The organism is Brevundimonas variabilis, from assembly GCF_014199945.1.
GTDB lineage: Bacteria > Pseudomonadota > Alphaproteobacteria > Caulobacterales > Caulobacteraceae > Brevundimonas > Brevundimonas variabilis.
In genome coordinates, this window is record NZ_JACHOR010000003.1 from 402,602 (window position 1) to 426,047 (window position 23,446).

At 65.8% G+C, this 23,446-nt stretch carries 28 protein-coding genes; 19 read left to right on the forward strand and 9 right to left on the reverse strand.

What is annotated here, in order from left to right:
* The 18 genes from GGR13_RS10625 (at nt 1) to GGR13_RS10710 (ending at nt 14,011) form a co-directional block, all read left to right on the forward strand.
* Complete coding sequence (locus tag GGR13_RS10625) at nt 1–303, forward strand: TrbC/VirB2 family protein (protein WP_183213497.1); 303 nt, start codon at nt 1–3, stop codon at nt 301–303.
* Complete coding sequence (locus GGR13_RS10630; protein ID WP_183213498.1) at nt 303–485, forward strand: hypothetical protein; 183 nt, start codon at nt 303–305, stop codon at nt 483–485. The genes GGR13_RS10625 and GGR13_RS10630 overlap by 1 nt, the downstream gene beginning before the upstream one ends.
* Nucleotides 478–813, forward strand: a complete 336-nt coding sequence (locus GGR13_RS10635; RefSeq protein ID WP_183213499.1) for a VirB3 family type IV secretion system protein — start codon at nt 478–480, stop codon at nt 811–813. Before GGR13_RS10630 ends, GGR13_RS10635 begins: the two co-directional genes overlap by 8 nt.
* Nucleotides 806–3,181 carry a VirB4 family type IV secretion/conjugal transfer ATPase gene (locus GGR13_RS10640; protein WP_343060351.1) on the forward strand — a complete coding sequence of 792 codons (2,376 nt, stop codon included), beginning with the start codon at nt 806–808 and terminating at the stop codon, nt 3,179–3,181. The genes GGR13_RS10635 and GGR13_RS10640 overlap by 8 nt, the downstream gene beginning before the upstream one ends.
* Complete coding sequence (locus GGR13_RS10645) at nt 3,178–3,906, forward strand: type IV secretion system protein (protein ID WP_183213501.1); 729 nt, start codon at nt 3,178–3,180, stop codon at nt 3,904–3,906. Before GGR13_RS10640 ends, GGR13_RS10645 begins: the two co-directional genes overlap by 4 nt.
* Nucleotides 3,903–4,118 (forward strand): EexN family lipoprotein, encoded by a 216-nt coding sequence (locus GGR13_RS10650; protein WP_183213502.1) that lies wholly within the window; start codon nt 3,903–3,905, stop codon nt 4,116–4,118. The genes GGR13_RS10645 and GGR13_RS10650 overlap by 4 nt, the downstream gene beginning before the upstream one ends.
* Before the next feature lie 11 nt (nt 4,119–4,129).
* Nucleotides 4,130–5,050 (forward strand): TrbL/VirB6 family protein, encoded by a 921-nt coding sequence (locus GGR13_RS10655; protein ID WP_183213503.1) that lies wholly within the window; start codon nt 4,130–4,132, stop codon nt 5,048–5,050.
* 1 nt (nt 5,051) lies between these two features.
* Nucleotides 5,052–5,249: a hypothetical protein gene (locus GGR13_RS10660; RefSeq protein ID WP_183213504.1), complete on the forward strand. Its 198-nt coding sequence runs from the start codon at nt 5,052–5,054 to the stop codon at nt 5,247–5,249.
* Nucleotides 5,246–5,929, forward strand: coding sequence for a VirB8/TrbF family protein (locus GGR13_RS10665; RefSeq protein ID WP_183213505.1), 684 nt, complete (start codon nt 5,246–5,248; stop codon nt 5,927–5,929). Before GGR13_RS10660 ends, GGR13_RS10665 begins: the two co-directional genes overlap by 4 nt.
* Nucleotides 5,926–6,753 carry a TrbG/VirB9 family P-type conjugative transfer protein gene (locus tag GGR13_RS10670; RefSeq protein ID WP_183213506.1) on the forward strand — a complete coding sequence of 276 codons (828 nt, stop codon included), beginning with the start codon at nt 5,926–5,928 and terminating at the stop codon, nt 6,751–6,753. The genes GGR13_RS10665 and GGR13_RS10670 overlap by 4 nt, the downstream gene beginning before the upstream one ends.
* Nucleotides 6,750–7,880 (forward strand): type IV secretion system protein VirB10, encoded by a 1,131-nt coding sequence (gene virB10, locus GGR13_RS10675; protein ID WP_183213507.1) that lies wholly within the window; start codon nt 6,750–6,752, stop codon nt 7,878–7,880. Before GGR13_RS10670 ends, virB10 begins: the two co-directional genes overlap by 4 nt.
* On the forward strand, nt 7,880–8,887 hold the full coding sequence (virB11, locus tag GGR13_RS10680; protein ID WP_183213508.1) for a P-type DNA transfer ATPase VirB11: 1,008 nt from the start codon (nt 7,880–7,882) through the stop codon (nt 8,885–8,887). The genes virB10 and virB11 overlap by 1 nt, the downstream gene beginning before the upstream one ends.
* Nucleotides 8,853–10,679 carry a type IV secretory system conjugative DNA transfer family protein gene (locus tag GGR13_RS10685; RefSeq protein ID WP_183213509.1) on the forward strand — a complete coding sequence of 609 codons (1,827 nt, stop codon included), beginning with the start codon at nt 8,853–8,855 and terminating at the stop codon, nt 10,677–10,679. The genes virB11 and GGR13_RS10685 overlap by 35 nt, the downstream gene beginning before the upstream one ends.
* Complete coding sequence (locus GGR13_RS10690; protein WP_183213510.1) at nt 10,676–11,257, forward strand: LPD7 domain-containing protein; 582 nt, start codon at nt 10,676–10,678, stop codon at nt 11,255–11,257. Before GGR13_RS10685 ends, GGR13_RS10690 begins: the two co-directional genes overlap by 4 nt.
* A gap of 84 nt (nt 11,258–11,341) precedes the next feature.
* Nucleotides 11,342–11,545 carry a hypothetical protein gene (locus GGR13_RS10695; protein WP_183213511.1) on the forward strand — a complete coding sequence of 68 codons (204 nt, stop codon included), beginning with the start codon at nt 11,342–11,344 and terminating at the stop codon, nt 11,543–11,545.
* Nucleotides 11,546–11,600: 55 nt separating this feature from the next.
* Complete coding sequence (locus GGR13_RS10700; RefSeq protein ID WP_183213512.1) at nt 11,601–12,329, forward strand: SOS response-associated peptidase family protein; 729 nt, start codon at nt 11,601–11,603, stop codon at nt 12,327–12,329.
* Complete coding sequence (locus GGR13_RS10705; RefSeq protein ID WP_183213513.1) at nt 12,326–13,660, forward strand: SidA/IucD/PvdA family monooxygenase; 1,335 nt, start codon at nt 12,326–12,328, stop codon at nt 13,658–13,660. Before GGR13_RS10700 ends, GGR13_RS10705 begins: the two co-directional genes overlap by 4 nt.
* 72 nt (nt 13,661–13,732) lie before the next feature.
* Nucleotides 13,733–14,011: a hypothetical protein gene (locus GGR13_RS10710; RefSeq protein WP_183213514.1), complete on the forward strand. Its 279-nt coding sequence runs from the start codon at nt 13,733–13,735 to the stop codon at nt 14,009–14,011.
* Nucleotides 14,012–14,045: 34 nt separating this feature from the next.
* Here the strand turns inward: GGR13_RS10710 and GGR13_RS10715 are convergent, their stop codons facing one another.
* From GGR13_RS10715 to GGR13_RS10740, 6 genes are all read right to left on the reverse strand, one after another.
* The gene (locus GGR13_RS10715; protein WP_183213515.1) at nt 14,046–15,038 is read right to left on the reverse strand and encodes a relaxase/mobilization nuclease domain-containing protein; all 993 of its coding nucleotides are present in this window, start codon (nt 15,036–15,038) and stop codon (nt 14,046–14,048) included.
* Entirely contained in the window at nt 15,035–15,556 is a 522-nt protein-coding gene (locus tag GGR13_RS10720) for a MobC family plasmid mobilization relaxosome protein (protein WP_183213516.1), read from the reverse strand. Before GGR13_RS10720 ends, GGR13_RS10715 begins: the two co-directional genes overlap by 4 nt.
* Before the next feature lie 189 nt (nt 15,557–15,745).
* Complete coding sequence (gene msrA / locus GGR13_RS10725) at nt 15,746–16,252, reverse strand: peptide-methionine (S)-S-oxide reductase MsrA (protein WP_183213517.1); 507 nt, start codon at nt 16,250–16,252, stop codon at nt 15,746–15,748.
* Between the two features lie 118 nt (nt 16,253–16,370).
* Nucleotides 16,371–16,925, reverse strand: a complete 555-nt coding sequence (locus tag GGR13_RS10730) for a hypothetical protein (RefSeq protein WP_183213518.1) — start codon at nt 16,923–16,925, stop codon at nt 16,371–16,373.
* A gap of 131 nt (nt 16,926–17,056) precedes the next feature.
* On the reverse strand, nt 17,057–17,353 hold the full coding sequence (locus tag GGR13_RS10735) for a DUF736 domain-containing protein (protein ID WP_183213519.1): 297 nt from the start codon (nt 17,351–17,353) through the stop codon (nt 17,057–17,059).
* 634 nt (nt 17,354–17,987) lie between these two features.
* The gene (locus GGR13_RS10740) at nt 17,988–18,155 is read right to left on the reverse strand and encodes a hypothetical protein (RefSeq protein WP_183213520.1); all 168 of its coding nucleotides are present in this window, start codon (nt 18,153–18,155) and stop codon (nt 17,988–17,990) included.
* A gap of 313 nt (nt 18,156–18,468) precedes the next feature.
* On the opposite strand from GGR13_RS10740, the gene GGR13_RS10745 reads away from it, so the two are divergent.
* Complete coding sequence (locus tag GGR13_RS10745; protein WP_183213521.1) at nt 18,469–20,319, forward strand: DUF4209 domain-containing protein; 1,851 nt, start codon at nt 18,469–18,471, stop codon at nt 20,317–20,319.
* 10 nt (nt 20,320–20,329) lie between these two features.
* Here the strand turns inward: GGR13_RS10745 and GGR13_RS10750 are convergent, their stop codons facing one another.
* From GGR13_RS10750 to GGR13_RS10760, 3 genes are all read right to left on the reverse strand, one after another.
* Complete coding sequence (locus GGR13_RS10750) at nt 20,330–21,661, reverse strand: hypothetical protein (RefSeq protein WP_183213522.1); 1,332 nt, start codon at nt 21,659–21,661, stop codon at nt 20,330–20,332.
* 271 nt (nt 21,662–21,932) lie between these two features.
* Entirely contained in the window at nt 21,933–22,517 is a 585-nt protein-coding gene (locus GGR13_RS10755; RefSeq protein WP_183213523.1) for a hypothetical protein, read from the reverse strand.
* Nucleotides 22,517–23,428, reverse strand: coding sequence for a HEPN domain-containing protein (locus GGR13_RS10760; protein WP_183213524.1), 912 nt, complete (start codon nt 23,426–23,428; stop codon nt 22,517–22,519). Before GGR13_RS10760 ends, GGR13_RS10755 begins: the two co-directional genes overlap by 1 nt.
* Between the last annotated feature and the right edge of the window lie 18 nt (nt 23,429–23,446).

Below are 23,446 nucleotides of genomic sequence, written 5' to 3' on the forward strand. Positions count from 1 at the left end.
ATGACCGCTCGCGCAACGTGCACCCACAGGCTGGCGGCGACAGGCGCCATCGCCTTGGCCACGACCCTGATTCTGGCGCAGCCCGCCGCCGCGTCGGCCAATGTCGAAGGCCTCCTTCAGAACGTCGTCGACATGCTGACCGGCAACACCGCACGCCTCCTTGCCGTGCTGGCCGTCGTCATTGTCGGCATTCTCTGGATGTTCGGCCTGTTCGATTTGCGCCGCGCCGCCATCGTGGTGCTCGGGATCGTGGTGGTGTTCGGTGCGGCCGAGATTGTCAACCTGATCACCGGCGGCTCGTGATGTCGGCCGCGGATCCCTGGATGATCATCTGCGCGGTGTCCGGACTGATGGCCCTTTGCCTGATGCTCGGCCTGAAGCTCATTTCGCCCAAGCGCTTCGCACAAATTCTCGCCGGCATCGGGACCGGCCTCGCGATCGGGCTTGCCCTTTCACGCCTATCCGCCGGTGGCCATCATGGCTGACGAGCCGCTGATCGAGGACCCGCTCTTCCTGGCTTGCACGCGACCGGCGATGGTTCTGGGCGTGCCCATGGAGGCGATGGGCGTCAATGTCATCCTGAGCGGCATCGTCTTCCTGGTAGGCGGCAGCCTGCTTTACCTATTGGTCGCTCCGGCCTTGCACCTGGTCTTCCGGGCGGTCTGCCGCGCCGATCACAACGCCTTCCGGCTGCTCTTCGTTTACGTCGACACCAAGGGCCGATCGCGAAACGCGGCCCTGTGGGGCGGGAGTTCGGCGACGCCGCTTCCGCTGGTGCGTCGCTATGCGGCTGCGGAGCTTTCCCGTGGCTGAGGGCGCGGCAACACCCGGCAGACTGAGGCGGGAAGCCGACGCCCGGCCCAACCTCCCCTATGCGCGGCATGTATCGGATCAAGTCGTCGCCCTCGACAGCGGCGCCCTGATGGTGGTGATCCAGATAGACGGAGCCAGCTTTGAAACCGCCGACGCACGCGATCTCAACGACTGGCACGTCAAGCTGAACCAGGCGTGGCGAAACCTCGCTGACGACCGTCTCGCGGTCTGGCACCATCTCGTGCGTCGCCCGGTGGAGATCAGCCGCACCACCGGCTATCGCTCCCAGTTCGCGGGCGAGCTCGGCGAGGCCTACGACGACCGCGTGTCGGGACGACAGCTGTGGGTCAACGAGCTCTTCGTCACGCTCGTCCTGCACCCGGGTCGAGACCCCGGCGACCGTGTCGCCGCCTTGGCCCGAAGGCTGAAGGCGGCGCGTCGGGACGAAGCGGAGGTTCAGCAGACCCAGATTACCCGTATCGAGGAGGCCGCTCGGGACCTGATCCAGTATCTGGCCCGCTACGCGCCGCGGATGCTCGGCCTCTATGAACGGGCCGGCCTGTGGTTCTCGGAATCGATGGAAGTCATGCGCCTGGTTTTGACCGGGCGCCGTTCGTCAGTCCCGATTGTCTATGGGCATCTGGGCGGCGCGATCTACACGGTCCGGGCCATCTTTGGTCGCGAGATCATCGAGCTTCGGGACGTGGCGGACGCCCGCTACGCCGGCATTCTCGCCATAAAGGAATATCCCGCCGCGACCCGTCCGGGGCTTTGGGACGCTTTGCTGAGCGTCCGTTTCGGGTTTGTGGCGAGCCAGTCCTTTTCCTTTCTGTCGAAGGCTTCGGCCCGGACGGTCCTTGAGCGCAAACAGAACCAGATGGTCTCCGCACGAGATCGGGCGGCCTCGCAGATTGTCGGACTGTCTGACGCCCTGGACGACTTGGCCAGCAATCGGTTCGTGATGGGAGAACATCAGGCGTCGCTCCTCATTCACGGCGATACACCGGCCGCCTTGGCCGACCATTTGTCCAAGGCGCGCGCCATCCTGGCGGATTCCGGTCTGGTTGTGGCGCGCGAGGATCTCGGCCTGGAAGCCGCCTTCTGGGCTCAGTTTCCCGGCGCCTTTGCCCGGCGAACCCGGCCTGCAGCGATCACTTCACGCAATTTCGCCGCCCTTGCCCCGTTCCACGCTCATCCCGTTGGAAAACCATCCGGCAATCACTGGGGTGACGCCGTGGCGCTGCTGCGCACAACGGCAGGGTCGCCCTTCTACTTCAATTTCCATGTCGGCGATCTGGGCCATACCTTCATCTGCGGCCCATCCGGATCGGGCAAGACGGTCGTCCAGAACTTCATGCTGGCCCAGCTCGAGCGCTTCGGCGCCCAGCAACTGTTCATCGACAAGGACCGGGGCGCAGAGGTCTTTGTGCGCGCATGCGGCGGCACTTACCTCGCTCTTCGGAACGGTGAGCCGACCGGCTTCGCCCCGTTCAAGGCCTTGCCGCCGTCACCGGCCAACCGGGCGTTTCTGGTCCGGCTGGTGCGGACCCTCGTCGCACGCCCCGCTGAAACGCTGACGGTTCCAGAAGCGCGCGCCATCGATCAGGGCGTCGCGGCGCTTGAGGCGCTGCCCGCTGAGCGGCGGTCCATCGCGGCCCTCCGGAGTCTTCTGGGTCAGGGCGACGCCGGAGGGGTCGGCGCCCGACTCGAACGCTGGTCTCGGGGCGGTCCGCTTGGCTGGGTGCTCGACAACGATGAAGACGCCTTGAGCCTGGCTGGCCGGTTCGTGGGCTTCGACATGACCCAAGTGCTGGACCATGACGAGGTTCGCACCCCGGCCATGCTCTACCTGTTCCACCGCATCACGGCGCTGGTCGATGGTCGCCGCCTGGTCCTCGACATCGACGAGTTCTGGAAGGCGCTCGGCGACCCGGCGTTCACCGATCTGGCCCAGGACGGGTTGAAGACCTGGCGCAAGCAGAACGCCCTGATGGTCTTCGGCACCCAGTCACCGGCTGATGCCCTGCGGTCTCCGATCGCCCACGCCATCCTCGAACAGTGCGCCACGAAGATCTTTCTGCCCAACGCCCACGGCCAGGCGCGTGACTACGTCGACGGGTTCGGTCTGACCCAGGAGGAGTTTCGACTGGTCCGCGAAGTGCTGACACCCGAGTCCCACCGGTTTCTCGTCAAGCAAGGTCACGACAGCGTGGTGGTCGAACTGGATCTGACCGGCATGGACGACGCCCTGTCGATCCTGTCCGGGCGCACCGAGACCGTCACTCTGCTGGACCGCCTGCGAGCCGAGGTGGGTGATGACTACGCCCTGTGGCGCGACCCTTTCCATGACCAAAGGAGGTTCCTGTGAAGACCCGTAACCTGTTCGCCGCGGCCGGAGCTGCTCTCGTTCTGATTTCGGCGCCGACATCACACGCGCAGCAGCTCGTCCATGATCCCCGGGCGCTCGTTCAGGCGATCGAGGACGCGAGAACATCGCTCGAACAACTGCGGGCGCTCCAGGCTCAGATCGAGCAAGGCCAGCAACTCTTCAACAGTCTGAACGACCTGTCGGGCGTCAACGCCCTCGCCAGTGAGCTGGGCCTGCCGACCGTCCGCAATCCTCTGCCGGATATGCGTTCCCTGAGGGCCGCCGCCACCGGCGACCTCTCGGCGCTCGGCGACCTGGCCGACCGTGCCGACGCAATCCGTCGCGACAGCCGGCTCTACACCCCGCCGACTGGAGAGCTTGATCCAGCCGAGTCCTACTATCGCGACAGCCTCGAGCGCGCCGGGGCGCGGACAGCGCGCGACCTGGCGGTCGGTGAGGTGGTGGCCGACGCTGCGGATCGACGCCTGCAGGGCCTGGAAACGCTCCGCGCGGCGCTCGACACGGCGCCCAACGCCCGCGCCGTGATGGACCTACAGGCCCGTCTCGCCGCGGAACAGGCGCTCATTCAGAACGAACAGGTCCGGCTCCAGGGTCTCGCGCTGACCCAGTCCGCGGAAGCCCGACTGGAAGAACAACGGGTGCGAGAGCGCGCTGAAGCCGCGCGGGCCGCTCGAATGGATGTCTACCAACGAGCCTTCCAGTGAACCGGTGCGCCCTGCTCCTGCTCATCAGCCTGGTCGCATGCGGCGCACCTGATCGCACCGTCGAGGATTTCGTCGCCAACCCCGACGCTGCGGCCAAGGTCGTCGCCGAATGCGACGCGGGCCAGGCCGAGGGCGAGTGCGAGGCGGCGCGGCGCGGCCTCGCAGAGGCACGCCGCCAATCCCGAATGCGGACCTATGAGCGGACCTTCTGAGGACCCCGACAATGAGCTTTCGCGTCTTCGAGCCCAGCTATGATTTCATCGACGAGAGACTGAATGTCTTCCTCGGTGATCGCCTGTCCTCGGTGATCGCCGAGGTGGAAGGGCCGCTGCGCATCGCTCTGGTCCTCTACGTCGTCCTATACGGCATAGCCATCCTGAGGGGTGCGATCAGCGAACCGGTGATGGACTTCGCCGTTCGCTCGCTGAAGCTGACCTTCCTCTATCTATTGGCGACCACGGCCGCCTATTCCACCTTCGTCACCGAACCGCTGTTCACCGGTCTCCCCAACGCCTTGACCCGGGCGGTCAGCGGAGCGGAGACGCCGAGCGTCGGCGCCGCCTTCGACCAGTTTTTTGCCTACGCCGCCTGGCTTGGCGAGGACATCTCGCGCGACGCCTCCGCCTTCAATCCCGGTCCCTACGTGGTTTCGGCGGCCGTCTTCATCATCGGCGCCCTGGCTGCGGCGCTCGGTTTCGGCGTGGTGCTTGTGGCCAAGCTGGCCTTGGCGTTGCTGGTGACGCTGGGCCCTATTTTCATTGCCTGCGCCCTGTTTGACGCGACCCGCCGGTTCTTCTTCGGCTGGCTCAGCCAGGCGGTGAACTACCTCGTCCTGTTCGCCCTGATCATCGTTATCTTCCAGCTGGTCCTGTCTCTGGTTCGGGACCAATGGGGCGCCATCCAGGGCAACGACCCGATGATCGGCGGTCTGATCTTCATCGCCCTGTGCCTGCTCGGCGCGATCTTCTTCCTGCAAACGCCCGCCATCGCTGCGGGCATAGCGGGCGGCGCAAGCGCGGGTCTCGCCGACTTCGCCAACGCCGCGTCGCTCGGGACGAGCGGATCAGGGCGCGCTCAGGGCCCCCTCGAGTCCAGCCGTCAGCCTCCACGGGGCGGCGGCTCCATCCGCCCTGGAGGCGCCTGACATGATCGCTCGCCTGATCCTTATCGCCGGCCTCATCCTCGTGTCCGGCTGCGTTCACCGAGGCGGCTCCGACTTGCCGACTTGCGACGGCTCGGCCCGGCGCCCCGCCAACCCGCACGGCTCGGTGCTGGCGCCGCAGGCGGAGCCGCGCCCTGCCTCACCCGTGCTGATGCCCGGCGCGGCGGGAGGTTGCCTGTGACCGGCGTGCCCTCCTCAGAGCTGAAGCGCTATTTCGACGAAGCGCGACGCTGGGATCAGGACCGCCTGGCCTCCGCGCTCAGATCGCGACGTCTGGCCTGGTCAGCCGCCGCCCTAGCGACCGGTCTGGCCGTCGTCGCGACCGGCGCGGTCGTCATGCTCACGCCGCTCAAATCGACGGAGCCCTTCGTGATCCGTGTGGATCAGGCGACGGGCGCGGTGGATGTCGTGCGGGGTCTTTCGGCCGAGGGCGGGCCCGTCCGTTACGAGGAAGCGATCAGCAAATACTTCCTCGGCCAGTATGTCCGGCAGCGCGAGGGCTACCTCGACCCGGCAGCGGAAGACGCCTTCCGTCTGGTCTCGATCCTGTCGGCGCCGGCGGAGCAGCGCCGCTGGGCGGACCTGTTCCGCGGCTCGAATCCCGCCAGCCCGCAGAACCTCTACGGACGCGATGGAGAAGCCATCGTCTCGATACGCGCTATCGGCTTCATCAACGACGGCGTGGCCAATGTTCGTTTCCACCGCACGGTGCGTCAGGCCCAGCAGACCATCGAAAGCGACTGGATCGCCACCATCGCCTTCACCTACACGCGCGCGCCGATGTCGGAGCCTGACCGGCTGAGAAATCCGCTCGGATTCCAGGTGACGTCCTATCGCGCCGATCCGGAGGTCATCCGATGAAACACCCCCTGCCTCTCCTGACGATCATCGCTGGCCTTGCCCTGGCCTGGCCGGTCGCAGCGCAAACGCCGCTCGATCCGAGGATCCGCGAGCTCACCTATGATCCGGGCGCCGTGTACCGCATCGCAGGGGCGTTCCGAACGGCGACCCAGATCGTCTTTTCTCCGGACGAAACAATCCGGCACGCGGCGATCGGCGACAGCGTCGCCTGGGAAGTGGCGGCCGAGGGATCGGTCCTGTTTCTGAAGCCCCGGGAACGGCATCAGGCGACGAATCTCCTGGTCGTCACCGAACGCGGTGGCAGCGTCCGGCACTACGCCTTCGAGCTCGTCGCTAGCGATCCCGGCGACAGGAGCGCGATCGCCTATCAGGTTCGCTTCCGATACCCCGGAGATGAACAGGTCCTGGCCGCGCACGCGCTGGCTGCCGAGACCCAGGCTGTGGAACAGCGCCTGATCGGCCTGGAACTGGAGCGAGGCGTCGTCGAAGGCGTCCGCAATCTGGCGTGGTCGGCGCAAGGGGATGTTGCGCTCCAGCCGAGCGAAGTGAGCGACAACGGCCGCTTTACGGTCCTTCGCTTCCCCGGCGTACAGGCGCTTCCGGCGCTCTTCGAAGTCGGAGATGACGGAACGGAGCGCCTGGTCCCGTATGACGTCCGTGGCGAGTTCGTGGTCGTTCACGGGGTCGTCCGCAGCCTGCGTCTGAGGCGCGGAGGCTCGGTCCTTTGCCTGTTCAACGACGCGTATGACGCGCGCGGCGTCGGGCTCGTAACCGGCACGGCTTCGCCCGCGGTGGACCGGACGCCCGTCGGAGACCGGTCATGAGCGCCGAGGATCCGACACCGGCGAAAGAGGCGCCTCATAACCCGCCGCCCGCGGCCGACCGCGGCATTTCACCGATCTCGGGCCGGCTCGGCGGGCCACAGGGCAAGATCATCACCTTGGCCGCCCTCGGCCTGGGGTGCGCCGTTTTCCTTGCCGCGAGCTGGGACCGGGGCGAGGCGGAGGATCCGCAGGCGCGACGGCGTGACGAACCCGCCCGGCAGACGACGCCGTTTGAGCCCGCTCGCCGCGATACGGCTCCGTTGCTGACCGATCCCGGCGTGGATCCCGACGCGCCAGTATTGAGCGACGAGGAACCCCTGCCTCCGCTTGAAGGAACGCCTCGCGAGGCCGCGTCCGGCGCCTCCGGCCCGTCGCCGGCCGAGCAACGTCGTGCCCTGGCGGAAAGCGCCCGGCGGGCGCCGGTCCTCGCCTATAGCCGGTCGGGCGGGGTCAGCGCGCAAGACCGCCTGACGCCCATCGTGGGCCCCTCGTCGGTCGCCGACGCCCAGACCTCGCTCGACCGACTGCGTCAGGTCAGCCCGGTCGGTCAGGCGCGCGCCGGTCGCCTCCCGGATCGCAACCTGCTGGTCACGGCGGGAACGAGCGTGCCCTGCGTGCTTCAGACCGCCATGGACAGCACCACGCCTGGGTATGTGAGCTGCGTCCTCCCCCGCGACGTCTATTCGGACAACGGGGCGGTGATCCTGATGGAACGGGGCACGCGCGTGCTGGGGGAGTATAGCGGCGGTCTCCAGCAAGGACGGCGGCGTCTGTTCGTGTTGTGGACGCGCGCGGTGACCCCGACCGGGGTCGCAGTCGCCCTCGCCTCGCCCGCCGCCGATGCGCTCGGCAGAGCCGGTTTCGATGGGGTCGTCGACACTCACTTCTGGGACCGGTTCGGCGGCGCGCTCCTGCTCTCCGTCGTCGATGACGGCGTCTATGCCGCCTTGGGTCAGAGCGACGGAGCCACATCCACGGCGCGCCTGCCGTCCGACGCGGCGGGTGTCGCCCTCCAGGGTTCCGTCGATATCCCGCCAACCCTGCGCAAGGGCCAAGGCGGAGAAGTCTCAATCTTCGTAGCCCAGGATCTGGACTTCTCGGGCGTCTACCAGCTGCGTCCGCGCTGATGGACGACACCTCCGTTCTTGACCACTACCTCGCGCCGCTTCGTCCCTTCCTGGATCCGGCCGATGTGACGGAGGTGGTGATCAACCGACCAGGCGAGGTCGGTGTCGAGGCCAACGGAACCTGGCGTTGGACCGAGGCGCCTGACCTGAGTGAGGCTTGGCTTCGGACGTTGGCCGTTGCTGCGGCGGCCTACACCAAACAGGACGTCGGGCCGGAAAATCCGATCTGCTCGACCACCTTGCCGGGCGACATACGCTGCCAGATCGTGCTGCCGCCGGTCGCGGCGGACGGAGGCCTTTCGCTGACCCTGAGAAAGCCGTCCCGTCGGCGCATGGGTCTTGGCGACTTCGCGGCCGCCGGCCTGTTCGATCACGTTGCGGACGCCCGAGCACACATGGCTGACAGCGCCGACACGGAGCTGGTTCGCCTGCGGGAAGCTGGGGACTGGCCGGGTTTCCTGACACTCGCCGTCACGGCTCGTCGCAACATCCTGATCTCGGGAGCGACGGGATCGGGCAAGACCACACTGGCCAAGGGGCTGATTGAACTGATCCCTGACCATGAGCGTCTGCTGACGATCGAGGACACCCGGGAGTTTGTGGTGCCTCACCGCAATGTCGTCCATCTCGTCTATTCCAAGGACGGTCAGGGGTTGGCCAAGGTCGGCCCCAAACAGCTTTTGGAGAGCGCCCTGCGGATGCGGCCGGATCGCATCCTGCTGCAGGAACTCCGCGATGGGACGGCGTTCTTCTACCTGCGCAACGTCAACTCCGGGCATCCGGGCTCGATCACCACGGTGCATGCGGACTCGGCCGCCCTGGCGTTCGAGCAACTCACCCTGCTCGTCCGCGAATCCGAAGGGGGACGAGATCTGCCGCGTGAGGATATCCGAGCCTTGCTCCATCTGCTCGTCGACGTCGTCATCCAGATGAAGAAGGTCGACGGGCGCTTCCGCGTCACGGAGGTCTGGCATGACCCGTCTGGCAAACGCAGGCCCAGCCGCTAAGGCTGCGGCCGTCGTCCTGGCGGTCGCCTGCGCCCTTTCGCTGCTGCTGCTCGCTGCAGCGCTGATCGCCCTTGCCGGCCTCGGCCAGTTGACTGGCGAAATCCATCTCGAACGCGTTCCGAGCTGGTTCTGGTACTACCGGCAGGATCCGGAGGTTCGCCGCTGGCTTGTGATCGGCCTTTCGATTGCGGGGCTGTTTGGACTGATCCTCATCGCGGCCGTGGTTCTCAACCGCCGTCGACCCTTGCACGGAGAGGCCCGCTGGGCGTCAGGCGCCGACGCGGGTCGCGCGGGTTTGAAGGGGTCAGAGGGCATCGTCCTCGGGCGAGGTCACGGCGGCCTGCTCGTCGCTGAAGGTCCGGACCATGTGATGCTCTATGCCCCGACACGAACCGGAAAGGGCGTTGGGGTGGTCATTCCCAACCTCCTGACCTGGCCTCATTCGGTGGTCGTTCTCGACATCAAGCGGGAGAACTGGCTCGCCAGCGCCGGCTATCGCGGCGAAGGGGGCCAGCGGGTCCTGTTGTTTGACCCGCTGGCGACCGACAGTCGAACCGCGCGGTTCAATCCTCTGAGCCACGTAGACCGCACCGAACCGGTATCGGTCGTCGATGAACTGCAGCGCCTGGCCCTGATGCTGTTTCCGGCCCACGATCAGGCCGATCCATTCTGGGCGGAATCCGCGCGGACCGGGTTCATCGGCGTCGGAGGTCTCGTCGCCGCCAGCCCCGACCGCCCTTTCACCTTGGGCGAGATCTACCGCCAACTGACCGCCGGCGACGCGCGAACCCGCCTGCCGCGCGTCGTCGAAAGCTTAAGCCGCGATGGTCGTCCGCTCGCTGCTCCGGTCGCCGCCGCCATTCTGGATTTCACCGGCGGAAGCGAAAATACCTTCGCTTCCATTCGACAGTCGATCACCTCGCGCATGGGGCTATGGCTCAATCCGCGCGTCGATGCGGCCACCGCCGTCTCGGACTTCGATCTCCGCGATCTGCGGGGCGGCCGCCTGTCGCTCTATCTTGGCGCCACGCCGGACAATATGCTGCGGGTTCAACCCCTCTATGCGCTGTTGTTCCAGCAGCTCGCGGACCTCAACAGCCGTAGCCTGCCCGGCCCCGACGACAAGCCGACATTGGTGGTTCTCGACGAGTTCGCACGGCTCGGACCTGCGCCCGTCCTTGCGCACGGGTTTGCCTGGGTCGCCGGTTACGGCTTTCGCATCCTCGCGGTTCTACAGAGTCCCTCGCAGCTTCGCGGCCTGTACGGACCGGACCTGGCCGACGAGATCATGACCAACTGCGGCGTCGAAGTCGTCTTCGCCCCGAAGGAACTACGCATCGCGCAGGAGCTCAGCGACCGGCTCGGCTTCTATACGACGCCGGGTCGCAGCCGCAGTCGTCCGATGGGTCTGGGCTCCGGCCGGCGCAGCATCACCACCTCCGACCAGAGGCGCGCACTGATGCTGCCGCAGGAGCTGATGCAGATGCCCAGCGAAGCGTTGATCATTCTCAAGGCCGGAGTTCCCGCCGTTCGGGGGCGCAAAGTCGTCTTCTATCGCGAGAGGCTTTTTCGAAGCCGCCTTCGCCCCGCGCCGACTCCGGAACGAGCGCCGACAACCGAGCTGGTCCCAACGCCTCCCTTCCTTGAGGATGATCCCATGGATTTCGACGTCATCGCCCGCAGCTTCGCCGCTGAAGGGCTGCCGCCGCCTCCAGCCGGATCGGACGAGGAGACCGTCGCCGCCTGGCTCGACCGGGTCGTCGACGCCGACACTTCGGAGCTGAGATCATGAGCGCTGCATCGGCCGACGACGGCAATCGCCTGGCGCCGACCCGCGCGGGTCGCGTGAAGCGGTCTATGACCGCAGGCGATGCGCCCGAAACGGTGCTGGGCCGCTACCTCATCGAGAGGGACAAAGGCGGACGGAACGCCAGCCTCTTTCGGGATCATCGCGAGACGGAGCCCCGCTTCGTCGACGCGGGCCGCTCCCTCCGTTCGGCCAACGCCTACCCGGACGCCGTTCGGGACATGCTTCAGATCGCCAAACACCGCGGGTGGGATCAGCTCAAGGTGACCGGGGACGTGGTTTTTCGCCGGGAGGTCTGGCTCCAGGGGCAGACGCTCGGTCTTGATGTGCGAGGCCACAAGCCGACCGATCGGGACCGACAGGCCGCCGGCGGTCCCCGTGACCGGCCGCGCCGTGACGGTCGCGACCTGAGCGAGCGTCTCGACCGCGCTGCGGTCGTTGTCCGCGCCCTGATCGCCGACCCTGCCGCCCAGGCCCGTCTTATGGCGCGCGCCTTGACCCGAGCCTCGGAACGCGACCCCGAACGCTCGGCCCCGCGCGATCAAAGGCAGAGGTCGCGGTGACGGCGCGACCCAGCTGGCTAAAGCCTGTTGACGGTTCGGCCACCAACCTTGACTCCGGCCTCTTGTTCTCTTTTTGTTCACCCCATGCCGATCCGAAAGGAAGTCCTGGTCGAGTGGCAGACGGCGGGACCGCGCCGCTCCTACTTCGTCCGTCCCGGATCTCGGTCGAGGCCGTGGATCTGGTTCAAGGACGGCCATGTGCCGCATTTCGACGAACCGCAGGCCTGGTTCGTTGTCGAGAAGCGCGGCAGCTACTGGGTTGCGGTCGAGCGGGTCGATCAACCCTGAGGGCCCAGGCCCTTGGCGCTTCCACTCGCAGGCTTAGCTGTGCCACGCTGTCTGCATGTGCAATCTTTACAGCCTGTCCAAGCATATCTCGGCCATCCTCCAGATGGTCGCCGCAATGACCAAGGACATCGGCAATTTCGGCCCGATGCCGGCGGTCTTTCCCGACTATTCGGGACCGATCCTGCGCGGTCAGGCGGACGGCTCCCTGCTGCTCGCCAGGGCGCGCTGGGGCATGCCGAGTAGCAAGAAGGCGCTCTTCGAGGCCGCCACCAAGCGAGCGGACAAGCTGCGCGCCAAGGGCAAGCCTTTCGACTTCGACGAACTGCTGCGGATGGAGCCCGACAAGGGCACGACCAACGTCCGGCGCACCGAAAGCCGACACTGGTGGCCCTGGCTCGCGCCGGAGAACCGATGTCTGGTTCCGTTCACGGCCTTCAACGAGCCCGATCAGGTCAACCGAGGCGACAGCGTCTGGTTCGCCCTGAACGAGGATCTGCCGCTCGCCTTCTTCGCTGGCGTCTGGACCCCGCATGCCTGCGTGCGGATGATCAGCAAGGGCTGGGAAGAGTTCGACGCCTACGGCTTCCTCACGACGGACGCCAACGCCGATGTCGCGCCCTTCCACCCCAAGGCAATGCCGGTGATCCTGCGAACCGCGGAAGAGCGCGACGTTTGGATGCGGGCGCCTTGGGATGAGGCCAAGGCGCTTCAGCAGCCGCTTCCCTCGGGCGTCCTGACGATCGTCCAACGCGGCGGCAAACAAGACGGTGAAGACGCCGGATGACCGACAAGATGCTCGCAATCGTCGGCGGCGGCCCCAAGGCTGCGGCGATCTGCGCCAAGGTCGCCTGCCTGCGCGCCTTGTACCAGGCTCCGATCACCACCGTCGTCTTCGAGAAGGAGGAGCTCGGCGCACATTGGCGCGGCGACGCCGGCTATACGGACGGTGTCCAGCTCCTGTGCACGCCGGCGGAGCGTGACCTCGGCTTCCCTTATGGCGGAGTCTTCGGCACGGCCGTCGCGTCGCGCATGTTCGCGGACCATTCCTGGGCGGCTCACCTGGTTCAGGCCGGAGACTATGGACGCTGGGTTTCGGACGGGCGACGCCGGCCCTCGCATGGTCTTTTCGCCGACTATGTGGCCGGGACCATCCGGCAAACCGCCGGCGACATTCACCGCGAGGATGTGACCTCCCTCCGTCGAGAAGACGGGGCCTGGACCGTCGGCTTCGTGAACGACGACGGACAGCGCGACGGCTTCTCCGGCTTCGATGGGGTCGTCATCACCGGTTCTGGTCCTCCCCTCGCGGTCATGGGCGACGGCGCGAACAGCCGACGCGTCTACGACGGCGCGAGCTTCTGGACTTTCCGGGAGGAGATCCGGGACATCGCCCGCAGGGCCGAGGCGGACGAGGCGGACGAGGACCTGGTGATAATCGGAGCGGGTGGAACAGCCGCGGCGATCGCCGGCTGGCTCGTCAAGGCCGGGGTGCGCAAGACCATACGCATCATCGGGTCTCAGCCGACGCTGTATGCCCGTGCGGATAGCGCCTTCGAGAACCGCATGTTCGAGAACATCGAGGTCTGGCGTACCCTGTCGTTCGCCAAGCGTCGGGAGTTCTGCGATCGTCTGACCCGGGGCGCCGTGTGGCAGGCGGTGATCGAGGATCTGACGCGGGCGGACAATGTCCTCTACACGCCCGGCACGGCGACGGGCGTTCAGCTGGAAGATGCTGGCGATTCGAACGGCGCGCTGGTCGTCACCTATGACATCTCCAAGGACCCCACCCCGCCGTCCAAGACGGCGATCCCAGGGCCTCCCGTTTCGGCCTTCGTGGTGATCGACGCCCGCGGGTTCGACGGCTGGTGGTTCCGCGACTGGCTGGTTCCTTCACTACGCGACCGGATCGGCGCCAACCCGGCCGGGATGGAGGAAGGCATGGCGGAGGACCTGTCGCTGCCCCTCGGCAGAGGCGCGCCGAACCTGCATGCCCCGGGTCACTCCCGGATCGTTCATCCGGGTTATTCGTCCCTGATGTCGCTCGGCGACATGGCCGACGCCATCCTCCGACCCTATGTGAAGGCTCACCTCGACGCCCAGACTCGGACCCGTTGAGCGCTAGATATTCCGGCATCTCTCTTGAAGTTGACGCATTCATATGTACATATGAACGCGTAGGAGATGGTGATGACAGAATCGACCGAAAACATGGTGCTGAGGACGGTCTACCTTCCGGTGGATATCGACAGACGCCTCAAGGATCTCGGCTTCGCACTGGGCATAACCAAGAACGAATTGATCCGAACCATCATTCGCGATGGGATTGGAGCCTATGCAGGCCAGACCTTTGAAGAGCGTTTAGCCTCAGCAGCCGCGCCTGCCCCAGCGCCAGCGCCCGCCCCCAGGCGGCCTAGAGAGGCGGCTCCAAAGGCCGCCCGCCAAGCCGCTTTTGAGCCTGCCGAATAGGCGCGCCTTGCACAGGCGTATGGGGACATAGCGCCTAGCGCTCCCCCTTGTCGGGTCCCGACCGCTCACGCGTGCGGCGCTGCAATTGCTCGTCTCGCGTCTCCGGATTCGGTCGCGCCCTGACGAAGCGCTCCACGAGCGCGGCTAAGGCGCGATCACTCGCTCCCCCGCCGGAGAGACGGAGCGCTTCGGCCACCAAGGCGCGCCGCACCTTTTGCTCGCGCGCGCGTATCGCTTCGAGCCAGGGTTTCTGATCCGATCGACCTCCCAAGGCCGAACGATAGGCCGCCTCTAGCACGCGGGGCAGCGGACCTCGTCCGGAGACGTAGCGCTCCCTCATCTTGCGCACCGGCGTCGTCTCCGCCTTGCGCGCGATCCCGCGCGCCCGTCGCGGCGTCGCCTCCGCCGGCACGTCCCGTTCGCGAAGGCGTCGGGCGAACTGCTCTCGCCAAACCTGCAGATCGGCTTTGCGCGGATTGAGACGCTCGCCGTCGCGGCCGAGCATTCGCACCGTGAGATGGACGTGGGGATGTTTCCCCTCGTCATGGAGGACGAAGACGTAGGGGAAGCGGTCGCGGAACAGGTCGGTCGCGAACGCTCGCGCGCTATCCTCCAGGCGAAGCGGATCGACGCCCCTGGGCATGCTCAACACGATGGACAGGGACACCGGGGCGTCGCGACGACGACCCGGCTCCATCGCCAGCTCGGCGCTCCACTCCCGTGCCAGATCGCGGACGTCGGCGCGGCCCGACAGACGTTCGCCGTCGGGGCCCTCAAGCGACAGGGCGCCGTTGCGGCTGATGTAGTCGAGATGGGCGCCGAGATGACCGCCGTCGCGGGTCCGTCCGGTGATCTTGACCATCACCTCGGGCGCGCCGCGGGCGACCCGCGCGAACCGGGCCGCAGGGCTGTCGTCTTCGGTCGAGCGCGACGGCTTAAGGACCGCCGGCGTCAGTCTGGCGCGTCGGATATCGACCGGCGGGCGGACCGCCTCCTCGAAGCCCCGGGCTGGGCGAAAGTCGCTCATACCCTGGCGGACCAGTAGGCGAGATTGCCCTGAAAGGCTTCGCCGAGACTGTCGATCCAGACCGCGATCTCGTCCCGGAAGGCGGCCAGCTGGGCGACCTCCAGATCGAGGACCCGGCCGTCGAGCACCGCCGTGTTCAGGGCTCTGGCGATCTGGTTGACGTTCACGCCGATCCGGCGGAGCTCGCGCCGCATCTCGATCAGGGCCAACGCTTCGTGGCGGGTGAGCTGGGGTCGGTCGTGCAGGCGCCGACGAACAAGGGCGACGGTCCATTGGGTTCGCGACAGCCCCGTCGACGCCGCCTCGGCCTCCAGCAGGGCCAAGTCTGGCTGACCGAACCTGAGGGTCAGCTTACCCGAGCCGGCAGCCGGCGGCGACCGCACGGGCTCGGGAAACGGCGCTTGAGCCGCCTGCTCCATGAGCCGACGGAGCAGACGGGAACGGCCGCCCTGGTCGGCCGCCGCGGCGTCGAACCGTCGGAGCAGGTCGGGCGAAACGCGAAGGGTGAGGCGATCCATCGGGGAGCGGGTCTGTCAGACATTGCCGGCGCAAAGCCTATCCTGCCCTAGACACTGATCCCCTTCGCCCCGCAGGCTTACGGGGCTCCCCGCCCTCCCCTCGGCCGCCGGTCCCGGCCGCTCGCCCGCCGCCCTGAAGGGTGCCCCAACCAGGCGGGAAGTGTCGCTTCGGCTGTTCAGCCTCAGCTCCTAGACGGCCGGCTTCAGCGCCCAATCCGGCCGGACGAAGTGGCAGGTGTATCCCTCCGGATACTTCTCCAGATAGTCCTGGTGCTCGTCCTCGGCCTCCCAGAAAGGTCCGACGGGTTCCACTTCCGTGACCACTTTGGCGGGCCATTTGCCGGACGCGTCGACCTCCGAGATGGTCTCTTCGGCCAGGCGTTTCTGCTCCTCGTCGACGTAGTAGATCGCCGACCGGTAGCTGAGGCCCCTGTCGTTGCCTTGACGGTTCACCGTCGTTGGATCGTGGATCTGGAAGAAGAACTCGAGCAGTTGGCGGTAGCTGATCTCCTTCGGATCGAAGATGATCTCGATGGCCTCCGCATGGGTCCCGTGGTTCCGGTAGGTGGCGTTGGGAACGTCCCCGCCGCTGTAGCCGACCCGGGTGGAGACCACCCCTTTGTATCGACGCAGGAGATCCTGCATGCCCCAGAAGCAGCCCCCAGCGAGGACCGCGCGCTCGGTAGTCTCGCTCATGACCGGCCCTTTCATTGCACTCTTCGACAGAGAGATAGGCTGATCTCCGCCCAGCGAAAGGCGGAACTCTCTCACGGCGGTGCGTGCCTGAAGATCGGAAACGATTGGCAGACCGCCATCATCCGCTGAGGTTCTTGACCTCACTCATCAGGAAGTCGAGCCCATGTTGGGCCAGGGCGACGGCGGGCAAAATTTCACCGACCTCATAGTCGTACTCTGGCGGCACGGGAAAAGTGCCGGCGCGGTCTACGATGGCGTCCAGGCGTAGATGTTCCGGCACGAAGGCGATGAACGGCGGAGGGTCATCGCTGGTCGGTGTGAAGGTGTAGATCACCTCACCCGACGCACCGGTTCTGATCCCGGGCTCGTATCCGCCAAATGCACCGATGGCGATCGCACTTTCCTGCAGTGTCGCTACAGGCGCGAGGCCATGCTCGTCGGCGTTTCGCGCCGCCCGCAGATAGGCGAGCGCAGGGTCCGCTGTGACCCGATCGTAGGACCGGCCGTGGGCGCCGTTTCGAGGGCGGAGTGCGTCACACCGATTGATCCCTCGATGCCAATGGATCAGAAAATCCTCCCAGGCATCCTTCGCCGCCGCATAGGTCTCGGCCGCTGCCAGCGCGTCGTAGGCGTGACGCGCGCGTTCGATTGAATGGTTTGATGCGTCCGACATGTCCGCCCTTTCAGTCTCCGTCTTACACCCTCGGCGCGATGTGACGATTCTGGGTCGGTTCCGGCGACCTCAGGCTCTCCATCGCAGTGCCTCGAAGAGGCGGCGGCGCTGGGGAGCGCCGCCGCGACTGCTTAGCGGGACCAGATCAGACTGTGTCCGCCTTCCACCTCGACCAGCGAGGCGTAGATCGGCGCCGGGAAGCTGGGGTCATCGAGCTTGACCGAGAGGTACTCGCGGTTCTGCTGGCTGGTCTTCTTCCAGGCCGCGCCGAACTCGGTCTGGCCGGAAAAGATGCGGAAGTCCGGCGCCTTCTCGTCGGTCTTTTCGTTGGCCCGCAGTTGGGCCGTCTTGACGTTGAGGGTGAGCGTCTTGATCGAACCGTTGTAGTTGCCGTCCGCTTGTTGGGTGAAGGTGCCGATGGTGGCCATTGAAGTCTCTCCTTGCTGATGTCGGGCCACGCCTGCCGCGGCCTCGATGGCGATCGACGGACCGGAGACCGGACGGCCCGCAGGTCGAGCGCTTCGAGGCCCCGCAGCGCAGCGAAGGACCGGGAGAGCGACTTTCTTGTCTCGCGAGGAAGGCCGCAGGCCGGGGAAGAAAGTCGAACGAGCGGTTGCGGAAGCCGGACGGCCTTCGGTCAGATCAGGCCATTGAGAGGCCGCGCAAGGCTGGCCGGTTGCAGGAGAGACGGATGGTCACTGCCGCCTGAACCACGCGGGCCAGTCACGCCGGTCGTAGGGATCATGCCTCCAATGTCGGCGCAGACGTTCCGCCACGAAAGGTTCGCCGAGACTCCACCGCTCCAACGTCTTCTGCAGCTGTCCGCGTTCGATCAGCTCAAGCCGGGACGCAGGCCGCCGGCAGGTCGCACACCGAAATCGCCCAGCGAACCACAGCTCACCGACAGCTATGGCGCGCGGGATCACGGGTAAGGCGGCGCCCTCGATAGACTCGTTCCTGCCGCAAGGCTCATAGGCGATCCGCAACAACAGCCCGTGGCGCCGGGCGGACTGCACCGTGACGAGCCGCGGGGGCGCCGGCGGCCCAAAAGGCCTGTGCACCCTAGAACCAGAGCTTGAGCGCTGCGGCCGAGATCGGCCCTTCAGCCTGATCGGCGTTGTCCGTGTAGGACACCTGCGCCACCCGATGCCCGCATTGGCATCGGAACCGATAGGACTGACCGACCGCCGGCCAATAGCGCGACGCACCGAAGACCGGGCGAGGATCCATCAGGACTGCGTGATTGCAGACCGGGCTGTCGCAACACACAATCAGCCGAACCCCGACTGCCGGGACAATGTCTTCGCGCGGCACGCGTCGTACACCCTGTTCTCTCACGGTTCGCTCCAGTCCAGCCAACCGACCCAAGCGGGCTCTAGGCGCCACGTTGAATGACGGCAATCGCTTTGTTCCGCCTTTGTTCTTGCGCTGTGGAAAGACGGCTCCTACGCTGGCAATGCGAGTCGAGGTGACGCGCGCAGCGCTTTCGCATGCCCTGGACGTCACACGCGATCGGCTACTCGTCCAAGGACCCCGTCTGATCATGTCCGAGTCTGAAACCGCCGCCCCCCCTCACGAACCTGTCCTGGTCGCAGAGCTGGGCGATTTCGAAGGTCTGGATATCGATAGCGTCGTCGCTGGCATCGCCCCGGACGAATGGCTGCTCAGGCGCGCCTTCTATGATGCGGCGGAAGCCGCGAGGTCGACCGGCGCTGACGGCCACGGACGCGCCCTCGACCTGATCTCTCATCTCGTAGGTCTTCCCCTCCGGCCCGACGATCCAGCCGGGCCGTTCGGTGCCCGGCGCGTCGGCATGGATGCGCGAAGCCATATCGCGAGCGATTTCAGGGGCGCGCAAAGCGCCGTGTTGTCGGCGATCGCGCCGGAAATCGGCAACTCGGCTCTCCGCGCTCGTCTCGCGGACGTCGCCTGGGAGAACGACCACACCCTGACCTTGGCGGGCCGAACCGCGGTCGATGCCTATGTGACATGCATCGACGAGCGGATGACGAGACCGAACGCCGACGAGGACCTCGGCGAGCGCCTTTCGCTAGCCTACGCGCACCGAGCGATGCAAATCTCCGCACGGCTCCACGGCCGGCGCAAGATGCCCTCGTCCGTCGATCAGGCCTTCCGGCGCGTGCTAGAAGCAGCGCGACACCGGACAGACTTCAGCGCCTACGTTCGGCTCGCCCATCTGGGTGTCGAGTACGGCGTCTTTTCTCATGCTGAGATCGCACCGAAGGCCGAAGCGCTGGCTGATGCACCCGGGCCTCGGACTTGGGCCATGGCTCGCAAGATGGCGTGGAGCCTAGCGGCTGAAGCCTACAATCGGTCTGGCGACAAGGCGGCAGCTGCGCGGTGTGTCGGGCGAATGGTCGATCTGACCTTGGTGCTGAGAGACGAAGTTTCGTCAGCGCACACGAAAGCCTATTGGACGAGAGTTGCGATCGGGGAACTTCGTTCAGGCGGCAACGACAAGGCACGCATCCAGCGGCTCAGAGGTGAGCTCCGTGACCTCCAGGATGAGTCTCTGGACGACTACGTGAGTCAGACGATCCCGATCGATGTGGCCGATGAGCGGGCGGAGACTTTCGACCTCTACGACAACTTCGATCTCCCCCAAGCCCTTCTGCAATTCGCTTTGATTGTCGACTCTCCGAAGCGGGACGACCTACGCAAAGAGGCCCTCGAAAACCTCGATAAATTTGTCTCGAAAAAGCTGTTCGGCGGCAGCTATGCCGACGCCGAAGGCAAGACGACGTCCGAGACGGGCGCTGCGTCAGACCAACCGACGGAGGCTTGGTTCAAGGAAGAGGCGTTGCTGTCGCTCGGGATCCACCGCTCGTTCATGGTCGGCGGGCACATCGAGCCAGCGCGCCAAGCGATCTTCGATCGGTTCCCTCTGGAACAGCGGCATTTTGCAGCGATCGCCGAGCTCAGCCCCTTCATACCTCGGGGCCACGAATATTTGTTCGCATTGGGCTTCGCACGCTTCTGGCAAGGCGATTTCGCCTCAGCGACCTATCTACTCACCCCGCTCATCGAACACGGCATTCGGCACGTCATGCTCAACGCCGACGTCGATACGTCGAAGATGAAGCCAAACCTGCTGCAGCAGGATCGGGCGCTCAGCGGGCTCCTGTCCTCTGAACTCAGACCCGACATGGATCGCATCTTCGGAGTCGATCTGATGTTCGAGGTCGAGATGCTGTTCATTCATCAACCCGGGCCCGCGCTGCGTCACCAGGTAGCGCACGGCATGCTGCCGGCTGGCGGTTGTTTCCACCCCGACGCCGTCTACGCCTGCTGGCTTGTTTACCGCCTCGCCTGCCTGCCGCTCGTCAAATACTGGCCGACCCACGTGGCCCCGGGGATTGTCGCGATGCTCTAAAGGCGCCTCGTCAACTCGCAACCCGGCCCGGCGCGTACCAGGTCGCGTTCAGCCTGTGGTCGAGCCACATGAGGACACCGGTCCAGGCGCGATAGGGCACCAGAGCGACGTAGGCCGCGATCAGCCAGGCGAGGTCCGCGTGCGGTTGGAGAAACGCGCCCTCGTGCTCGTCGACGGCTTCGGCGATGAGCTCCACCCACTCTTTTCGCTGGAAGGTGAAGGATCGGAGCCGACCTTGCCCCCTGACCAACCGGGCGTCGTTGAACTGCGACGCAGGCAGGTCAGGCTCCTCATGGATGGGCTTTGAATACGACGACCAAAGCCCCTTGCTCGTCTGCTTCCAATTCCTCTTGGCGATCATCTGCAGCATGGCCCGCCCGAACCAGACTCTGCGCGAAAAGTTGTCTTCGAAAATCGCGTCGTCGCCGACGTAACGGATGTCACTCATCCACGCCCAGACGTCGAGGAAGCCGTAATACGGCCCCGGCAAGGGCGACCGTCCGGCCTGACCGAGACTGGCGTCGATGATCGCGCCCAAGACCTGGGCGAACTGGCGATCGGGCTGCTGCGTCGCATCGATCCGGGCCATTGCCCACCATCGAATGATGAAGGCGGGAACGCAGGCGAAGCCCCACATCATCGGCGCTTCGAAGGTCTTTCTGACGACATCGGCCGCATACGTCCGCTCACCGGAATCCGTTGTGGCGTCAGCGAGAAGCAACGTCGCGGCGACATCGCCCACGAGACGCCCCCGCTCCCGCATGATGTCAAATTCGCTCAGCGTGTCCTGTTCGGACCAGATCGTGGCGGGATCGAAGCGCGCGGCACGCGCTTCCGACAGGAGGTCGTGACCATGCTCCAGCGCGAGGCTCGCGTAATTCACCACCGCGGTCTTGCGCGCCGGCTGGTCGGCGAACCGCAGACCATGCATAGCCGCAAGCACGGTGATGGCGTGCAGCGCATAGTGGTTCGAGGTCGCATACCACGGAGCCTTGGCGATCTCCGCGACCAACAACATCGCGTTCAGGTGGGCGGAGCGCTCGGGCTGGGACGTCCCAGGTGCGGGCGGCGGAGCCGTCGCCGTCAGGACCTCGGCGATGACCTTGGGATCAGGCATCGCACGCCCGTCCTGCGCCATCAGGTTGAGCAGCTGGCGCGTACCTTCGATGGTCGTCGGCCACACTTGGCCTGCGGCCTTAACGAACCGGGCTAGCAGTTCGCCGCGACCAAGGAGCTCCAGCGAGGAGGCTGCGCAGGTGTCCTTGGCGGTCCTCTCCGCCGCCTTGGCGAAAACGATCTCGGCCTCTTCGTCGATCGTCCCGTTGGTGACGAACACCGCCACATGCCGTTCATCCTTCGAGGTCCGGTAGAAGTCGGACGGCGGAAGTTCGACCAGCTCGATGACCTGCGGCAGAAGCGTCTGGGCTTCGCTCTTCGTCACGCGAGTACCGGGATTGCCCTTGAGCTGGAAGCAATGAAGGACACCAACGGGATCGCGAGCGATTACGTCCTTGCCGAGCTCGATCGGCGAGTGACGTGTATTATGGAGGACCGTCCACCCCTCCGAAACGAGAAGCTGGATGAAGGCGGGCTGGTAGCGGCGCTCGGTCTGGCTATCCAGCCAGGACTCGATCAGCCTCTCGACGACGGTAGTCATCTCTTTTCTGCCTCAGGACGTCGCCGAGCCTTCGTTGGAACGAGGCGGATGCGTGGATGTCGTTGATGAGCTGGGCATTGCCGCCGGTGAACAAGGTCGGCGGTTTCCAACGGCCATCGGCGTCGAAGGTATGCTCCATCCTGGAATAGGCGTCGATCAGCAGGTCCTCGGAGGGCGGCTGACCGCCGCCGTCAACCACATTGCCGACTGCCTCGGTGGCCTTGTTGATCTCTGCGTAGAAATACTTCGATGTCCCCCGCGCCTTCTGCTCCGCCAGTTCGCCAAGCCGACGTAGCAGCTCGGCCGGGGTGAAATCATCGAGCGGCATGTCCATCGAGAAGGTCAGCTCCGCCGTGACAGTGGTCATCGCCGTCTCGCTGACGGTGTCGTCGTGGCGCTCGATCGCGTGCCCGGCCCCTTCGAACTGGATGTTGTGCGAGACCATCCCGAGCATCGGAGACATCTGTGCGGCGAGCATGTTCACGGTGAGGAAGTTGTCCTCCATCCGGTGCTGCTGAATGCGAGGAAAGGTCGGCAGCATTAGCCCGACTGCCGCGACAGTTCGGCCAGGCGCTCGTCGCACACCGTCTTCACGAGATCTCGCAAGACGACGATCCGCGTGTCCAGCCAGGTCAGTTCAGCGTCCGTGATCCGGTAGTGGGGCGAATAGCGCGCCTTGACGTAGGCCGCTCGCAACAGCTCGAAGCAGCGGCGCTGGAACTTGTCCTCCTGCGGCCAAGCCTCGGCGAGGCGCGCATCCAGATCCTCGCAACGTCGGCGCAGGAAGACGATGTTGTGGGACTTCGGGCTGTAGAGGGTCAGCACCAGAAGAGTGCAATGGTAGAAGCGCTCTGCGGCTTGATGAAAGTCAAAAGCGGCCCAGTTCAGCTTTCGATCATGCAGGCTGTTTCGAGCGCGTTCGATCGAATACTCGCCGTCCTTGAACCATTTTTCGAAGTGCGCAGCCGCCTCGGTCAGGGCCACGCCGGCAGCAATGGCGCCGGGCTTCTCGAACTTTGCGCCCGCACTATCAAAAAGCACGACGCCATCACGAACGATGTCGGCAAAGAAGTAACGACCGAGGCTCAGTTGCTCGTTCACCTCGCTGAGGCTGTGAACGATGAACGTGACCGGCGTCCGCAGATGCTCGCCCGATGAAGTGTCCTCAAGGATGCGGTCGACCGCGCCGCTCCAGAACTCGTCTTCGGCCAGGTCTTCGTGATCGACGACGACTAGGAGGTCGAAATCCGAAAAGTAGCGCCCGATCGGGTCCTCTACCCAGTCGCCTCGCGCATGCGAGCCGAACAGGATGATCTTCAGCAGCCTGCCGTCCTTCAGGCGAGGAGCCTTGCGAGTCGAGATCGCCTCGTCGAACGACGACCGCAGGATATGCGCGACGTGTTCTAGCTCCCGGCGCTTGCCCGATGGCAGATGTTCGAGGCTCGTCTTCATCGGGGGAGTCTCCCCGAT

Excerpts from the sequence above, each read along its gene's own strand:
- GGR13_RS10670 (WP_183213506.1), top strand. The coding sequence starts at position 5,926 with ATGAAACACCCCCTGCCTCTCCTGACGATCATCGCTGGCCTTGCCCTG.
- GGR13_RS10625 (WP_183213497.1), top strand. The coding sequence starts at position 1 with ATGACCGCTCGCGCAACGTGCACCCACAGGCTGGCGGCGACAGGCGCC.
- GGR13_RS10735 (WP_183213519.1), bottom strand. The coding sequence starts at position 17,353 with ATGGCCACCATCGGCACCTTCACCCAACAAGCGGACGGCAACTACAAC.
- GGR13_RS10685 (WP_183213509.1), top strand. The coding sequence starts at position 8,853 with ATGACCCGTCTGGCAAACGCAGGCCCAGCCGCTAAGGCTGCGGCCGTC.
- virB11 (WP_183213508.1), top strand. The coding sequence starts at position 7,880 with ATGGACGACACCTCCGTTCTTGACCACTACCTCGCGCCGCTTCGTCCC.
- GGR13_RS10755 (WP_183213523.1), bottom strand. The coding sequence starts at position 22,517 with ATGCTGCCGACCTTTCCTCGCATTCAGCAGCACCGGATGGAGGACAAC.
- GGR13_RS10655 (WP_183213503.1), top strand. The coding sequence starts at position 4,130 with ATGAGCTTTCGCGTCTTCGAGCCCAGCTATGATTTCATCGACGAGAGA.
- GGR13_RS10745 (WP_183213521.1), top strand. The coding sequence starts at position 18,469 with ATGTCCGAGTCTGAAACCGCCGCCCCCCCTCACGAACCTGTCCTGGTC.
- GGR13_RS10720 (WP_183213516.1), bottom strand. The coding sequence starts at position 15,556 with ATGGATCGCCTCACCCTTCGCGTTTCGCCCGACCTGCTCCGACGGTTC.
- GGR13_RS10695 (WP_183213511.1), top strand. The coding sequence starts at position 11,342 with ATGCCGATCCGAAAGGAAGTCCTGGTCGAGTGGCAGACGGCGGGACCG.
- GGR13_RS10700 (WP_183213512.1), top strand. The coding sequence starts at position 11,601 with ATGTGCAATCTTTACAGCCTGTCCAAGCATATCTCGGCCATCCTCCAG.
- GGR13_RS10690 (WP_183213510.1), top strand. The coding sequence starts at position 10,676 with ATGAGCGCTGCATCGGCCGACGACGGCAATCGCCTGGCGCCGACCCGC.
- GGR13_RS10635 (WP_183213499.1), top strand. The coding sequence starts at position 478 with ATGGCTGACGAGCCGCTGATCGAGGACCCGCTCTTCCTGGCTTGCACG.
- GGR13_RS10705 (WP_183213513.1), top strand. The coding sequence starts at position 12,326 with ATGACCGACAAGATGCTCGCAATCGTCGGCGGCGGCCCCAAGGCTGCG.
- GGR13_RS10760 (WP_183213524.1), bottom strand. The coding sequence starts at position 23,428 with ATGAAGACGAGCCTCGAACATCTGCCATCGGGCAAGCGCCGGGAGCTA.
- GGR13_RS10715 (WP_183213515.1), bottom strand. The coding sequence starts at position 15,038 with ATGAGCGACTTTCGCCCAGCCCGGGGCTTCGAGGAGGCGGTCCGCCCG.
- GGR13_RS10630 (WP_183213498.1), top strand. The coding sequence starts at position 303 with ATGTCGGCCGCGGATCCCTGGATGATCATCTGCGCGGTGTCCGGACTG.
- virB10 (WP_183213507.1), top strand. The coding sequence starts at position 6,750 with ATGAGCGCCGAGGATCCGACACCGGCGAAAGAGGCGCCTCATAACCCG.
- msrA (WP_183213517.1), bottom strand. The coding sequence starts at position 16,252 with ATGAGCGAGACTACCGAGCGCGCGGTCCTCGCTGGGGGCTGCTTCTGG.
- GGR13_RS10660 (WP_183213504.1), top strand. The coding sequence starts at position 5,052 with ATGATCGCTCGCCTGATCCTTATCGCCGGCCTCATCCTCGTGTCCGGC.
- GGR13_RS10730 (WP_183213518.1), bottom strand. The coding sequence starts at position 16,925 with ATGTCGGACGCATCAAACCATTCAATCGAACGCGCGCGTCACGCCTAC.
- GGR13_RS10740 (WP_183213520.1), bottom strand. The coding sequence starts at position 18,155 with ATGGATCCTCGCCCGGTCTTCGGTGCGTCGCGCTATTGGCCGGCGGTC.
- GGR13_RS10710 (WP_183213514.1), top strand. The coding sequence starts at position 13,733 with ATGACAGAATCGACCGAAAACATGGTGCTGAGGACGGTCTACCTTCCG.